Annotated in this window: 18 protein-coding genes; 8 read left to right on the forward strand and 10 right to left on the reverse strand. The window is 74.6% G+C overall.

Translation table 11 applies throughout. The features are described 5' to 3' along the window. Nucleotides 1-6: 6 nt before the first annotated feature. Nucleotides 7-909 carry an NADP-dependent oxidoreductase gene (locus ACRB68_RS18370; protein ID WP_153533748.1) on the reverse strand — a complete coding sequence of 301 codons (903 nt, stop codon included), beginning with the start codon at nucleotides 907-909 and terminating at the stop codon, nucleotides 7-9. A 276-nt stretch (nucleotides 910-1,185) separates the two neighbouring features. On the opposite strand from ACRB68_RS18370, the gene ACRB68_RS18375 reads away from it, so the two are divergent. Further along, nucleotides 1,186-1,746, forward strand: a complete 561-nt coding sequence (locus tag ACRB68_RS18375) for a dihydrofolate reductase family protein (RefSeq protein WP_207709726.1) — start codon at nucleotides 1,186-1,188, stop codon at nucleotides 1,744-1,746. On the opposite strand, the gene ACRB68_RS18380 is transcribed toward ACRB68_RS18375, so the two are convergent. Beyond that, nucleotides 1,727-2,137 carry a MarR family winged helix-turn-helix transcriptional regulator gene (locus ACRB68_RS18380; protein WP_153533750.1) on the reverse strand — a complete coding sequence of 137 codons (411 nt, stop codon included), beginning with the start codon at nucleotides 2,135-2,137 and terminating at the stop codon, nucleotides 1,727-1,729. The genes ACRB68_RS18375 and ACRB68_RS18380 overlap by 20 nt on opposite strands. A gap of 80 nt (nucleotides 2,138-2,217) precedes the next feature. Here ACRB68_RS18380 and ACRB68_RS18385 point away from each other — a divergent pair, with 80 nt between their 5' ends. Beyond that, nucleotides 2,218-3,147 (forward strand): NAD-dependent epimerase/dehydratase family protein, encoded by a 930-nt coding sequence (locus ACRB68_RS18385; protein ID WP_153533752.1) that lies wholly within the window; start codon nucleotides 2,218-2,220, stop codon nucleotides 3,145-3,147. On the opposite strand, the gene ACRB68_RS18390 is transcribed toward ACRB68_RS18385, so the two are convergent. Both ACRB68_RS18390 and ACRB68_RS18395 read right to left on the reverse strand, forming a co-directional pair. Beyond that, nucleotides 3,084-3,539 (reverse strand): nitroreductase/quinone reductase family protein, encoded by a 456-nt coding sequence (locus ACRB68_RS18390; RefSeq protein WP_153533754.1) that lies wholly within the window; start codon nucleotides 3,537-3,539, stop codon nucleotides 3,084-3,086. The genes ACRB68_RS18385 and ACRB68_RS18390 overlap by 64 nt on opposite strands. A gap of 29 nt (nucleotides 3,540-3,568) precedes the next feature. Then, entirely contained in the window at nucleotides 3,569-3,919 is a 351-nt protein-coding gene (locus ACRB68_RS18395) for an ester cyclase (RefSeq protein WP_153533756.1), read from the reverse strand. 82 nt (nucleotides 3,920-4,001) lie between these two features. On the opposite strand from ACRB68_RS18395, the gene ACRB68_RS18400 reads away from it, so the two are divergent. After that, complete coding sequence (locus ACRB68_RS18400; protein ID WP_153533758.1) at nucleotides 4,002-4,616, forward strand: TetR/AcrR family transcriptional regulator; 615 nt, start codon at nucleotides 4,002-4,004, stop codon at nucleotides 4,614-4,616. Nucleotides 4,617-4,638: 22 nt separating this feature from the next. On the opposite strand, the gene ACRB68_RS18405 is transcribed toward ACRB68_RS18400, so the two are convergent. Beyond that, nucleotides 4,639-5,100: a carboxymuconolactone decarboxylase family protein gene (locus tag ACRB68_RS18405; RefSeq protein ID WP_153533760.1), complete on the reverse strand. Its 462-nt coding sequence runs from the start codon at nucleotides 5,098-5,100 to the stop codon at nucleotides 4,639-4,641. Nucleotides 5,101-5,247: 147 nt separating this feature from the next. Between ACRB68_RS18405 and ACRB68_RS18410 the strand changes: the two genes are divergently transcribed. Further along, nucleotides 5,248-5,787 carry a GNAT family N-acetyltransferase gene (locus ACRB68_RS18410; RefSeq protein ID WP_153533761.1) on the forward strand — a complete coding sequence of 180 codons (540 nt, stop codon included), beginning with the start codon at nucleotides 5,248-5,250 and terminating at the stop codon, nucleotides 5,785-5,787. Nucleotides 5,788-5,789: 2 nt separating this feature from the next. Here ACRB68_RS18410 and ACRB68_RS18415 read toward each other — a convergent pair whose 3' ends face one another. Continuing rightward, the gene (locus ACRB68_RS18415) at nucleotides 5,790-6,431 is read right to left on the reverse strand and encodes a TetR/AcrR family transcriptional regulator (RefSeq protein WP_153533763.1); all 642 of its coding nucleotides are present in this window, start codon (nucleotides 6,429-6,431) and stop codon (nucleotides 5,790-5,792) included. A 119-nt stretch (nucleotides 6,432-6,550) separates the two neighbouring features. Between ACRB68_RS18415 and ACRB68_RS18420 the strand changes: the two genes are divergently transcribed. Continuing rightward, nucleotides 6,551-7,183: a DUF998 domain-containing protein gene (locus tag ACRB68_RS18420; RefSeq protein WP_153533764.1), complete on the forward strand. Its 633-nt coding sequence runs from the start codon at nucleotides 6,551-6,553 to the stop codon at nucleotides 7,181-7,183. 7 nt (nucleotides 7,184-7,190) lie between these two features. Here the strand turns inward: ACRB68_RS18420 and ACRB68_RS18425 are convergent, their stop codons facing one another. Further along, nucleotides 7,191-8,312 carry a hypothetical protein gene (locus ACRB68_RS18425; protein WP_153533767.1) on the reverse strand — a complete coding sequence of 374 codons (1,122 nt, stop codon included), beginning with the start codon at nucleotides 8,310-8,312 and terminating at the stop codon, nucleotides 7,191-7,193. Beyond that, the gene (locus tag ACRB68_RS18430) at nucleotides 8,309-8,833 is read right to left on the reverse strand and encodes an RNA polymerase sigma factor (protein WP_328594385.1); all 525 of its coding nucleotides are present in this window, start codon (nucleotides 8,831-8,833) and stop codon (nucleotides 8,309-8,311) included. Before ACRB68_RS18430 ends, ACRB68_RS18425 begins: the two co-directional genes overlap by 4 nt. A 157-nt stretch (nucleotides 8,834-8,990) precedes the next feature. Between ACRB68_RS18430 and ACRB68_RS18435 the strand changes: the two genes are divergently transcribed. Then, the gene (locus tag ACRB68_RS18435; RefSeq protein ID WP_153533769.1) at nucleotides 8,991-9,359 is read left to right on the forward strand and encodes a nuclear transport factor 2 family protein; all 369 of its coding nucleotides are present in this window, start codon (nucleotides 8,991-8,993) and stop codon (nucleotides 9,357-9,359) included. Nucleotides 9,360-9,365: 6 nt separating this feature from the next. Here ACRB68_RS18435 and ACRB68_RS18440 read toward each other — a convergent pair whose 3' ends face one another. Further along, nucleotides 9,366-10,124, reverse strand: a complete 759-nt coding sequence (locus ACRB68_RS18440; protein ID WP_153533772.1) for an SDR family NAD(P)-dependent oxidoreductase — start codon at nucleotides 10,122-10,124, stop codon at nucleotides 9,366-9,368. An 87-nt stretch (nucleotides 10,125-10,211) separates the two neighbouring features. Here ACRB68_RS18440 and ACRB68_RS18445 point away from each other — a divergent pair, with 87 nt between their 5' ends. Further along, nucleotides 10,212-10,796: a TetR/AcrR family transcriptional regulator gene (locus tag ACRB68_RS18445; RefSeq protein ID WP_153533774.1), complete on the forward strand. Its 585-nt coding sequence runs from the start codon at nucleotides 10,212-10,214 to the stop codon at nucleotides 10,794-10,796. Nucleotides 10,797-10,914: 118 nt separating this feature from the next. Further along, nucleotides 10,915-11,460, forward strand: coding sequence for a hypothetical protein (locus ACRB68_RS18450; RefSeq protein WP_153533776.1), 546 nt, complete (start codon nucleotides 10,915-10,917; stop codon nucleotides 11,458-11,460). Here the strand turns inward: ACRB68_RS18450 and ACRB68_RS18455 are convergent. Further along, nucleotides 11,426-12,673: a glycosyltransferase 87 family protein gene (locus ACRB68_RS18455; protein ID WP_153533778.1), complete on the reverse strand. Its 1,248-nt coding sequence runs from the start codon at nucleotides 12,671-12,673 to the stop codon at nucleotides 11,426-11,428. The genes ACRB68_RS18450 and ACRB68_RS18455 overlap by 35 nt on opposite strands. Nucleotides 12,674-12,700: the final 27 nt, after the last annotated feature.

Genomic DNA, 12,700 nt, shown 5'->3' on the forward strand with positions numbered 1-12,700 from the left:
CCATGGTCAGCCGACCAGCAGGACGAGCTTTCCGCGCACGTGGCCGTTCTCGCCGGCGCGGTGGGCCTCCGCGATGTCGGTCAGGGGGAAGGTATGCGTGGCCGGGAGCGCGAAGCGGCCGGTCTCGATCAGCTCGCCGATCTCGCCGAGCACGTGGACGGCGCGGCCGGTGTCCCCGCGGCTGAACCGCACACCGTGTTCCTGGGCGCCGGTGAAGTCGGCGATCGTGATGACGTTCCCGGCGCCGCCGGCGAGGGCGATCAGTTCGGGCAGGTTCCCGCTGCCGGCGGCGTCGAGCGCCAGGTCGACGCCGCCGGGCGCGAGCGCGCGGACCCGTTCGGTGAGGCCCGCGCCGTAGGCGACGGGCTCGGCGCCCAGCGAGCGCAGGTGGTCGTGGTTCGCCGGGCTCGCGGTGCCGATCACGCGCGCGCCGCGCGCCGCGGCGAGCTGGACCGCGGCGCTGCCGATGCTTCCGGAGGCGCCGTTGACGAGCAGCGTGCCGCCTTTCCCGGCGCCGAGCTGGTCGAGCGCGCGGGTGGCCGTCTCGATGGCGGCCGGCAGCGCGGCGGCGTCGGCGAAGCCGAGCGACGGCGGGATCGGCGCGTAGTGGGACAGCACCGCCAGCTCGGCCTGCGCCGCCCCCGCGGCGGAGAAGCCGAACACCCGGTCGCCGGCGGCGACGCCGGTGACGCCCTCGCCGAGCTTGTCGACGACGCCCGCCGCCTCGTAGCCCAGGGTCTGCGGGAGCTCCTCGTCCATCAGGCCCCGGCGCTTCTTCCAGTCGCTCGGGTTGACGCCGGCCGCGCGCACCGCGATCCGGACCTGGCCGGGGCCCGGATGCGGATCGGGGAGATCCACGATCTCCAGGACCTCCGGGCCGCCGAAGCGGTCGAAACGGGCTGCCTTCATCGTCTGCTCCGGCTTCTGCTCACGGCCATGCCAGGACCACCGTATGCGGCGGCCTATGCCCGCCGTCATCGAACCTGCCGGCGGATCGCCTTCCCACGGGTGCCGGGAAGGACCGGCCACGCTCACGTCCGGATGCTGCGCCCTGATACGCCCGGCGTACAGGCACAACCGGAGCGGACCACAGCTCACTGGGACGTGCCACGGCCGCGCGCGATGAATCGGGCGGGTGCCGCCGGTACATACCGGTGAGCAATCGACCGAAGGGAACCATTCATCGTGAGCGTCATCGTCATCGAGTTCATCACCCTGGACGGCGTCGTGTCCGACCCGGACGGGTCCGGCGGCACGCCGGCCGGCGGGTGGGCGTTCCGGCACGGGGCCGAGGCGGTCGCCGGGGACAAGTTCCGGCTCGGCGCCACCCTGGACGAGGGCGTCCTGCTGCTGGGGCGCGAGACCTGGCAGCTGTTCTCGGGGATCTGGCCGGGGCGCGACGACCCGTTCGCCCGGCGGATGAACGCCGTGCCCAAGCTGGTCGCCTCCCGCACGCTGACCGACACTTCGGGGTGGGCCGACTCGCAGGTCGTCGACGACGTCGTCGCGGCCGTCGAGCGGGAGCGGCGCGATGTGATCATCACCGGCAGCCTGAGCGTCGTTCACCTGCTGATGGCGCGGGACCTGATCGACGAGTACCGGCTGCTGACCTTCCCCACCGTCCTCGGCGCGGGCCGGCGGCTGTTCCCCGCCGAGGCGCCGCCCGCCGACCTGGAGTGCGTATCGGCCGACCGGCAGGGCGCCGCCGTCCTCGGGCGGTACCGCGTCAGGACAGCTCGGCGATGATCTTTTCGAGGGCGCTGCGCAGGTGGCGGCGCTCGTCGTCGGTGAGGCCGGCGGTGATGCGCTCCTCCAGGCGCCGCCGCGCCCGCTTGACCGGCTCCTCCGCGCGGCGGCCCCGGTCGGTCAGGTAGAGCCGGACGAGCCGGGCGTCGGCGGGGTCGCGGCGCCGGACGACCAGGTCCGCGGCCTCCATCCGGGTGGCGGTGTTGACGACGGTCGGGGTGGTGAGCCCGAGCCGGGCGGCCAGCTCGCCGGGGGTCAGGCCGTCCTCCTCCCAGAGCACCTCCAGCAGGAGGTTCTGCCCGATCCGGACGCCGTGCTCGCTCATCGCCGCGTCGGAGGCCGCGCGCATGAGCTTGTGGGCGCGGGTGGAGAGCCGGAGCACGTCGTCCATGCCCCGATCCTACGGTCGCTTGCCTGCTAACGATCTCGCCTCTAGGATTTCGCTAGCACGCTAACGAAATGGAGGGGCGCATGATCCTGATCACCGGCGGCCTGGGGTTCATCGGCTCGCACGTCACGCGGGCGCTGCTGGACCTGGGGGAACCGTGCCTGGCCGTCTCGCGTTCCGCCGCGCCGCGCGAGCTCCCCGAGGGCGCGGCGGCCGAACGGCTCGACATGGCCGACCGGTCCGCCTTCCTCGCCCTCGGCGACCGGTACGACATCACCGGGATCGTCCACCTGGCGAGCGCCCCGCTGCGCGGTACGGACGTGCTCGCCGAGCTGCGCGCCAACACGTCCGGCCTGCTCAACGCCCTGGAGGCGGCACGGGCCTGGGGCGTCCGCCGCATCTGCGTCGCCAGCACGATCGGCGTCTACGCCGGCGTCCGGGGCGCGGTGTTCCGCGAGGACGCGCCCCTCCCGCCGGGCGCGCCGCACCCGACCCCCGCGTTCAAGCGGAGCGCCGAGGCGCTGGCGGCCGTCGCCGCGGACAATGCCGTCAGCATGCGGATCGGCGCGATCTGGGGCCCGCACGGACGCGCGGATTCACCGTTCTTCGCCATCCCCGGCCTGGTGAACGCGGCCGTGCGCGGCGAGCCCTACCCGAAGCCGGTGCACGCTGGCGACGGCATCGACGCCCTCTACGCGCCGGACTGCGGCCGCGCCATCGCCCTCCTGCAGACCGCCGGGACGCTCCGGCACGGCGTCTACAACATCGGTTCCGGCCGCGTCACCACGAACGCGCAGGTCGTGGCGGCGCTGCGGAAGGCCGTCCCGGACGCCCCGATCGAGCTGGCCGAAGGGCGCTCCCAAGGCGAAGAACAGCGTCTCGACGTCACCCGCCTGCACGACGACACCGGCTTCGCTCCTGCTTATGACGCCGACGCCGCCGTGGCCGACTACGTCGCCTGGCTGCGATATTCGACCACCACAACGGGGATTTCCCGATCGGTGCGGTCCTGATGGGCCGCGATATGCGGCCGGGCCTCCTTGAGGACGCCGAGGAGCCGTTCGCGTTCCGCCCCCTCGGCAGTGGTGGCGATGGCCTCGTAGTGCTCTACGGTGCCCGATCCGGTTCCGAGTTCAATGGTCACCCGCGGGTTCGCGGCGAGGTTGCGGTACCAGGCGGGATGCGCCGGGGCCGCCATGGCCGAGGCCCACACGAAGACGCGGCCGGGCCCGTCCTCGAAACAGCCGAGCGGCGTTGTGCGGGGCAGCCCTGTTTTCACGCCCGTCGTGGTCAGCAGGACCACGCGCGTATTTTCCAGGCCGAGCTGGGTGACGACGCCGCCGTTGGCGCGGAATTCCTCGATGACCGATCGGTTGATCTCACGGATGTCACCGGGCATGGACATGCGGGCTCCAGAAGGTCGAGGTGCGCGGATCAGGTTCGGGGATCGGGGCCTTCGGTGACGCCCCAGGCCTCGGCGAGCCGGCCGTCGTCGATGCGGAAGATCTCGATCAGCGTGGGCGGCGTGCCGCCGAGGCCCGTGACCGACGAGCGGACGGCGACCCTGTCGCCGTCGACCAGGATGTCGTCGGCCACGACCCGCATGTCCGGGAACCGGGCGACGACCTGGCGCCAGGCGTCCCTGCCCGCGGCGAACCCGGTGGCGCCGAGCGGGTGACTGAAGAAGCCGGGGGTGAACAGGCCGGCGGCCTCGTCGAACCGCCGGGTGTTGAAGCATTCCTGCATCCGCAGCACCAGGGCGCGTGCTTCCTCGCGGGTGGTCATCGGTGCGGCCTCCTTTAACCGGGGCGACGCCCCGGTTCTGTTCGCAGCATACGGGGCGGCGCCCCGGTTAAGCTAGGGCGTGATGTCCAGCCGATCACCTGAGCCCCCGGCTGCTCCCGGGAACGACCGGGGGCTGCGGGCCGACGCGCGCCGCAACCGCGACCGGGTGCTGCAGACCGCGCAGCGGTTGTTCGCGACCGAGGGCCTCGGCGTCTCGCTCGACGAGATCGCCTGCCGCGCGGGCGTCGGCCCCGGCACCGTCCACCGGCACTTCCCCACCAAGGAGGCGCTCTATCTCGCCGTCGCGATCGACCAGATCAGGCGGCTGGTGGCCGAGGGCGAGGCGCTCGCCGGCGGCGACGACCCGGCCGCGCTGTTCACGCTGCTGTCCCGGATGATGGCCTCGGGCGCGGAGAACGCCGTGGTGAAGAGCGCGCTCGCCGCCGCCGAGTTCGACCTGCGCAGCGCCGCCCCGGACGTCGCGGCGGACCTCACCCGCCAGGTCGCGGGCCTGCTCGACCGCGCGCGCTCCGCCGGCGTTGTGCGCCCCGACCTCACCGCCGGCGAGGTGATGGCCCTCGTCGCCGGCGCCTTCGCCGCGATCCGCCACGCCGAGGCGGAGACCGGCGGCGAAGGCTCGGCGCACCTCGCCCAGATCATCCTCGACGGGCTGCGCCCCCGGCCCGGCGGCCCGTGAACCGCCGGGCGGGGCGGCGGGATCAGCCCCAGTTCTGGCCCGCGGGCTCCTTGATGGTGGCGTTGAGCCGGTTGAACAGGTTGGTCAGCGCGATGTTGAGGATGACGGCGGAGAGCTGCCGCTCGTCGAAGTGGGTGGCGACCCGGTCCCACAGCTCGTCGGGGACCGCGTCGCCGCTGCGGTCGCCGAGGCGCGTCATCGCCTCGGCCAGCGCCAGCGCGGCCCGCTCGGCGTCGCTGTAGAAGGGCGCCTCCTCCCAGGCCGCGACGTTGCCGATGCGGTCTTCGCTCTCCCCGGCCTTCCGCAGGTTCCGCACGTGGGAGTACACGCACGCGCCGCAGCCGTTGATCTGGCTGGCGCGCAGCGCGGACAGTTCCAGCACCTCCTGCGGCGCGCCGCCGGAGTAGATGCCCTTGAACATCGTCTGGATGCCCTCCAGGCCCTCGGGCAGCACGTACGCCGGGTTCTTCATCCGAGACTTCATCGCTGATGTTCCTTTCGGGGACGCCGGGGCGATCCCGCGCCGGCCTTGTCGTCGCCCCTATGACCCGCCTCCGGCGTCGAGTGTGACGGCCCGCGCCGAAAAGGAAAGCACTTGCCCGCCGGGCGGGGCGGCTTTCATCATCGGGAGATGAAGCCGCCCGAGCTCATCGCCCTCGACGGCATGCTGCTGCGCCGCTGGACGCCCGCCGACGCGCCGACCCTGCACGCGGCCGTCCTGGAGTCGTTCGAGGCGCTGCACCCGTGGATGCCCTGGGCCGCCGAACGGCCCCAGGCGGATGAGCAGGCGGCCTTCGTCGAGCTGACGATCGGCCAGTGGGACGCGGGCGAGGCCTTCGTCTACGGCATCTTCGACCCCGGCGGCGAGCGGCTGCTCGGGACCGCGGGCCTGCACGCGCGGGTCGGGCCGGGCGCCCTGGAGATCGGCTACTGGCTGCACCGCGACCACACCGGCAAGGGCCTGATGACCAGGGCGGCCGGGGCCCTCACCGACGCGGGGTTCGCGCTGCCGGGGATCGGGCGGATCGAGATCCACTGCGACGAGGCCAACACCGCCAGCGCGGCCGTCCCCCGGCGGCTCGGCTACCGGCTGGACCGCGTCGAGGAGATCGGCCGGGAGGCCCCCGCCGAGATCGGCCGCCGGATGATCTGGGCGAAGACGCGGCGCTGAGGTCACAGGCCGCGTTCGACCAGGTCGATCAGCTGGTGCACGGCCTCGTCGGTCTGGGATTCCTGGAGCCCGCGCAGCGGGCCGTCGATCAGCAGGACGGCCAGGCCGTGCACGCATGACCAGATGAGGAACTCGGCGCCCGGGCGGCGCTCTTCGGGCATGGCGCCGCAGGCGACGAGGTCGTCCAGGGCGGCGCCGAGCAGCTGGAACGGGGTGAGGCCGCCCGTTCCGGCCGAGACGGCGGCCTCGGCCTGGGTCATGTCGGCCGGCACGAAGAAGGCCGCGCGGAACAGGCCCGGCTCGCGGCGCGCGAACCGCAGGTAGCCGGTGCCGACGGCGCGGAAGCGCGCGCGGGCGGCGCGGACGGGGTCGGGCTCCGGCGGGAGGGCGGCCTGCTCGGCCTCCATGGTGCGGGCGAGTTCGGCCATGGCCTCCAGTGAGACGGCGTGCACCAGGGCCTCGCGGTCGGCGAAGTGCCGGTAGGCGGCGTTCGGCGCCACCCCCGCCTGGCGGGTGGCCGCGCGCAGCACCACCGCGTCGGGGCCGCCGGCGCGCGCCAGCCCGATCCCGGCGTCCAGGAGGGCCTGGCGCAGGTTGCCGTGCCGGTAGGTGCTGCGTTTGGGCGGTCCGGTCTGCTCGGGCATCTGTCGCTCCCTTATGTGGACAGCATCCACATATGTGTGTCATGATCTCGGCGTCCACAGAAGTGGACATCGTACACAAGTGGTGGCGGCGCTGCCGTGGCCGGCGAAGGGGAAAGAAGATGAGCGACAAGCGGACCCGGGTGCTCCTGTCCGGCGGCGCGGTGGGCACGCCGCTGTTCTTCGCGGTGGTGGCCGCGCAGCTGCCCGCCGCCGACGGCTTCGACCTCGGCCCCCACATGATCAGCCAGCTGGCCGCCGGGCCGGGCGGCTGGGTCCAGGCGGCGAACTTCGTCGTCACCGGCGCCCTGTTCGTGCTCACCGCCGCGGGCCTCGGCCGGGCGCTGGCCGAGGGGCCGGGGCGCACCTGGCTGCCGCGGCTGGTCGCGGTGTTCGGCGCCGGCCTGGTCGCCGCCGGGCTGATGGTCGCCGACCCGGTGGCCGGATACCCCGTCGGCGTTCCCGAGGAGACGACCTGGCACGGCATCGGGCACGGGGTGGCGGCCATGGTGGCGGGGTTCGCGCTGGTCGGGGCCCTGTTCGTGCTGGCCCGCCGGCACCGGTCCGAGGGGCTCACGGGGATGGCCGCCGCCGACGTGGCCGTGGGCGTCGGCTACCTGGTGCTGCCCTACGTCTACGCGCCCGAGATGGGGCTGCTGTTCGCGCTCGCGTCGGCCGTCGCCTGGGGCTGGATCGCGTTGGCGGCCGTGCGCCTGGCGCCCCGCCCCGTCGCGGCCGCCGCCCAGCCCGCCTGATCCGCTGTCACCACAGGTAGGCCAGCTCCATGTTCAGCAAGGTGTCGAGCGGGGCCAGGCGGGTGGGGGAGCGGCGGCCCGTGTGGATGTCGATCCGCACCTCGGCGCCCCGGCGCGCGTAGAGGGCGTACCGGCCGGTGGCGTCGACGGACGGCAGCCTGACCGAACCTGGCGACTGGTTCCACTGGTCCAGCACGCGGACGCTTCCCGGCCCGGCGGGCAGCACCACGAGCCGCATCGCCGGCCCGGCCTGCCGCACCGCGAGCCGGTCGCCGTTCGGGAGCAGCAGCGCCCCGAGCGGGTCGCCGGCCGGTGGGACGGCCCGGCCGGCCGGCAGCCGGCCCGGCGCGGCGGCGGGGTCGAGGTCCCCGGCCACGCCGTCCGCCGCCCAGCGCACCCGGCGCCCGTCGGAGGTCCAGGCGAGGGCGCCGATCTCCGGCCCGCCGCCCCACATGCGGCCGGTGCCGGTGCGCAGCTCCCAGACCATGACCGCGTCGCCGTCCGCGCCGCTCAGCAGCAGCGCGAGCCGGGTGGCGTCGGGCGACGGCACGATCGCGTCGATCTCCGCCCAGGCCGACGGCCTGCCGGTCGGCCGGACGGCGGGGCGCGGCACGGCGGCGGCGACGTCGCGCGTGCGGGGGGCGCGCGCGACCAGCTCGGCGGGCCCGGGACGGCCCCGGTCATCGACCTGGACCCGGGCGACGAACCGGCGCCCGCGTCCGGACACCGTGAAGAAGTAGGTGCGGTTGTCCACGGCGACCGCGCCGGGCCCGGCCATGGTGTATCCGGGCGGCGGCTCGACCGTTCCGGTGATCCGGTTCGTGGCGACCTCCACGACCTTCGTCCTGGGCTTGCCGTCGTACTTGAAGACCAGCGTGGGTGACGCGGCCGGCTTCACCGGCGCCACGCCGCCGAGGGCCAGGGACGGCTCCTGCGGTTCCGTGCCGCCTCGCAGCTGCGCGAGGAAGAGGGCGAGCACCGCGATCAGCGCCGCGGCCGCCACCGGCAGCAGCAGCCGCGGCGCGCGCCGGGTCGGCGGGGCGTCCCAGACGGGCTCGGCGGGCGGCCGCACCCCGGACGTCCTCGCCTCGAAGGCGGAGCGGAGCCGTCGTTCCAGATCGGTGGTCATCGCCGTCCTCCCAGGAGTTCTTCCAGGCCGCGCAGCGCGCGGGAGATCGTCGAGGAGACGGTGCCGCGGCTCACCCCGAGCGCCGAGCCGATCTCGGCGTCGTCCAGGTCCAGGTAGAAGCGCAGCACGAGCACCTCGCGCTGCCGCCGGGTGAGCCGGTCCAGCGCCGCCAGCACCTCGGCGTGCTCCTCGCGCAGCAGCGCCGCGCTCTCCGCCGACCCCTCGGGGACACGGTGCTGGACCCGCGCCAGCGCCGCCACCCGGCGGCGGCGCAGCCCGGACCGGCAGCCGTTCACCACCGACGTGCGCAGATACGCCTCGGGGTTCTCCGGTGGTCCCGTGCGCCGCCACCGGCGGTGCAGACCGAGAAAAGCGTCCTGCACGACCTCTTCCGCGAGCCCCCGGTCGCCGACGAGCAGCACCGCGATGTGCACCAGCCGCCGCGCGTGCTGCTGGAACAGCTCGGACAGCGCCTCTGATGGCGGTGCTGTAGGCGGGGTTAACGAATCGGCTTTCGGCACGTGACGGGCCGCCTTTCTCTGGGCTCCTAACTACACAGACGTTCGTGCGCGCGTTCTGCTGAAACGGCGGGGCTGGTTTCGTGCCGGCCGTCGCCCAGCCCGCCTGAGGGGTACGTTGCACGGGACGCCGTCCCCCTGCCGGAAACGAGGATCGCCCATGGATGCCGACCTGACCGATGAGCTGCGCGACGCCGAGCGGCGCCTGCAGGCCGCCCAGCTGGCCGCCGACGCCGACGCGCTGGAGCTCCTGCTGGACGACCGGCTCGTCTTCACCGGCCCCGGCGGCGCCCTGTACTCCAAGCAGGACGATCTGGAACTCCAGCGCTCCGGCCGCCAGCGCCTGGACCGGGTCGAGGAGGAGGAGCTGACGGTGCTCGCCGACGGCCGCACCGGCGTCACCTGGTTCCTCGGCACCCTCGAAGGCGTCCTCGACGGTGAGCGGTTCAGCGCGCGGGTGCGCTACACCCGCACCTGGATCCACGACGGCGGGTGGCGGCTGCTGGCCGCGCACGTCGGCCCCGCCTGAGCGGGGTCAGACCAGGCTCTGGCCGCCGTCGACGGTGATGACCTGGCCGTTGACGTAGGCGTTGGCCATCAGGAACAGCGCGGACGCGGCCGCCTCCTCGGCGGTGCCGAAGCGGCCGAGCAGGGTCTGCGCGCCGGCGGCGGCCATCGCCTCGTCGGTGGCCAGGCCGGACGCCCCGCGCATCAGCGGGGTGTCGACGATGCCGTAGCGGACGGCGTTCACCCGCAGCCGCCGGGGCGCGAACTCGACCGCGAGCGCCCTGGTGAAGGTCTCGACGGCGCCGATGGCCGCGAGCGGGCCGGTCATGCCGGGGATCGGGCGGATCGCGTAGGTGCCCGAGCTGAAGGTGATCGAGCCGCCCGCGGGGAGGCGGCCGGCCGCCGCCCGGGCCGCGGCGAACGCGCCCCAGACGCGGCTGTCGAACACCGCGCGCACGTCGTCCGCCGACACGTCGGTGACGGCGCCGGCGCCGCTCAGCCCGCCGGCGGTCACCAGGACGTGGTCGACGGAGCCGGCGTGGTCGAAGACCGCGGCGAGGGCCCCTTCGTCGGAGCCGTCGGCGCGCACGCCGTCCGCGCCGGTGCGGGCGACGGCGGCGTCCAGCCGGGCCTGGTCGCGGCCGACGAGCACGACGCGGGCGCCGATCCCGCGCAGCAGCGCGCCGGCGGCCAGGCCGATGCCCGAGGTGCCGCCGACGATGACGACGGAGGCGCCGGCGAGGCCGGTGGGCAGCGGGGAGCGGATAGGGAGGGCGGCGCTGGTCATGGGATCTCCTCAGAAATAAACCATCCGGTTGTTTTAGATCATGGCGGGCGCGGGGGCGGCAAGTCAACCGGATGGTTTAATCGGGGCATGGGCTACGACGCGGAGGCGACCAAGAGGCGGATCTTCGACGCGGCCATGGCGGAGTTCGCCGCGCACGGCCTGGCCGGCGCCCGGATCGACCGGATCGCCCGCGCCGCCTGCGCCAACAAGCAGGCGATCTACCTCTACTACGGCAACAAGGACAAGCTCTTCGGCGCCGTCCTCCAGGGCAAGGTGGACGAGATCTGCAACTCCGCCGGGCTCGACCCGGCGGCGCTGGCCGAATCCGTCGGGCAGCTGTTCGACTGGTACGGCGAGCATCCCGAGCTGATCAGGCTGCTGCTCTGGGAGGCACTGGAGAACGGCCCCGGCCCGGTCGAGGGCGAGGCCGAGCGCCGCGCGGGCTACCGGGCCAACGTGCGCGACGTGCTGGCCGGCGGCGTCGCCGAGGGAGCGGACGACCCCACCCGCACCGCCCAGGACTGGCTGTTCACCGTCCTCGGCCTGATCGCGTGGAACTTCGCCGTCCCGCAGCTGCGCCGGCTCGTCCTGGACGAGGACGACGAGCAGGCCGCGCTCGCCCGGCGCCGCGCCGCGACCATCGAGGCGGTCGTCGCGCTCGGCCGGCGCTGACTCCCTCCGGCGGCCGAGCGGACCGGCCCGCGCGGGGGAGGCGCGACCCGAGGGCGCCGGACGAGGCTGGTCACGGCGCCGCCACCCCGGCGGCGCGGTGATGACCGAGGAGCCCAGCGTGACCTCCGACAGCCTCTTCGTCCGCTTCCACGGCCGCCCCGCCGAGGGGGTGCCGCGCCCGATCCGGCTGGCCGCCTACGCCACCACGCTGGTGGTGCTGCCCTCGTGCCTGTGGCGGCTGGCGTTCGGTGTGTTCGACCTGCCGATCTCCGAGCGCCCGGCCGGCGGGAGCGGCGACGGCCCCGGCGGCATGCCCGGCTGGCTCTACATGATCGTGCTCAGCCTGGTCAGCGAGGCGCTGGCGTTCCTGACCGTCGGCCTGGTCAGCCGGTGGGGCGAGGAGGTGCCGCGCCGGGTCCCCGGCCTCGGCGGCCGCCGGATCCCGGTCCTGGCCGCGGTGATCCCGGCGGCGCTGGGCGCGGCCGCCCTCATCGCGATCAGCGCGCTGTACTTCCTGGCGCTGGAGCCGACCCCGGCGTTCCGGGAGACCTTCCCGCACCGGTGGCAGCTCGGCCTGCTCTACGCCTGCTACGCGCCGCTGCTGGCGTGGGGGCCCCTCCTCGCCGTCGTCACCGTGGCGTACTACCGGCGGCGGACGGCCTGAGCCGGAGGACCGCCAGGGCGGTCGCCGCCAGCAGGAGCAGGTTGCGGGCGGTCAGGACGAGCACCGGCAGCGGGTCGGGGTCGTGCCGGCGCAGGCCGTCCCACCCGATCGGGAAGACGAGCTGGGTGAGCAGGGCCGCGGCCAGCAGGAGCACGGCGAGCGGGGCCCGCCGCCGTCCCGGGAAGGCCAGCGCGGCCGCGCCGAGGCCGATCAGCCAGACCAGGTACTGGGGCGACAGGACGCGGCTGGTCACGACGGCGACGAGCACGGCCGCGAGGGCGGTGTCGCAGGCCGCCGCCGGGGTCCAGGGGCCGCGCCGCCAGGCGAGGAGGGCGACCAGCGCGAGCCCGCCGGCGGTGGCCGCCTGGCAGGCCAGGGCCACGGCGTCCATGTGCCGGCCGGCGAACTGGACGCAGCCGTACCGGTGCACGAGCGGGGTGAGGTGGCCGAACAGCCGGGCGAGCTGCCACGGCGTGACGGCCACCGCCTCGATCTCCATGCCGCGGCCGCCCTGCTGCTCCAGGAAGCCCGCCTGCCCCGGCGCGAACAGCGCGGCGCCCGCCACGACCGCCAGGACGGCCGCCGCGAAGCCCGCCACCGCCCGCAGCGCCCGGCGGTCCCGGGGGACGGCCAGCAGGAGGAGCGCGGGCCAGATCTTGAGCATGGCGCCGGCGCCGGCGAGCGCCCCGAAGACCCGCTGGCGCGGCAGCGCGAGCAGGGCGGCCACCGCGACCGCCGTCACGAACAGGTCGTACCGGAAATAGGCGATGCCGCCGAGGGCGAACAGGCCGGCGACCCAGAACCAGGCCCCCGCGCGGCGCCGGCCGGAACGCAGCAGGAGCGCCAGGACCAGCGCGTCGGCCAGCAGCGCCAGCAGCAGGAACGCGACGGGGTAGGGCAGGAACCCGAGCAGGCGGGGCGCGGCGATGACCGGCGCGGCCAGCGGCGGGTACTGCCACCGCTGGCCCGTCGGGAAGGCCCCGCCGGCGATCACCTTGCTCCAGGGCGCGTAGACGCGCATGTCGCTGCTCAGGTGGTGCAGCAGGCGCAGCGCAGACGCGGCGAAGAGCAGCGTCGCCGCACGCGACATCAGCCAGCACGCCCAGACGACGGCCGCCGATTCCCGGGCACCTGAGAGGAACGTCCGGCGACCTGCCGGCGGGGGACTCTGCGGAGCCGCGACCACGGCGCCCTGCTGGTTCGGCTCGCTCATACCTCACATGAATAAACGGCCAGGTCG

The sequence above is a fragment of the Actinomadura macrotermitis genome (assembly GCF_009604375.1).
In the GTDB taxonomy this organism is placed as follows: domain Bacteria; phylum Actinomycetota; class Actinomycetes; order Streptosporangiales; family Streptosporangiaceae; genus Spirillospora; species Spirillospora macrotermitis.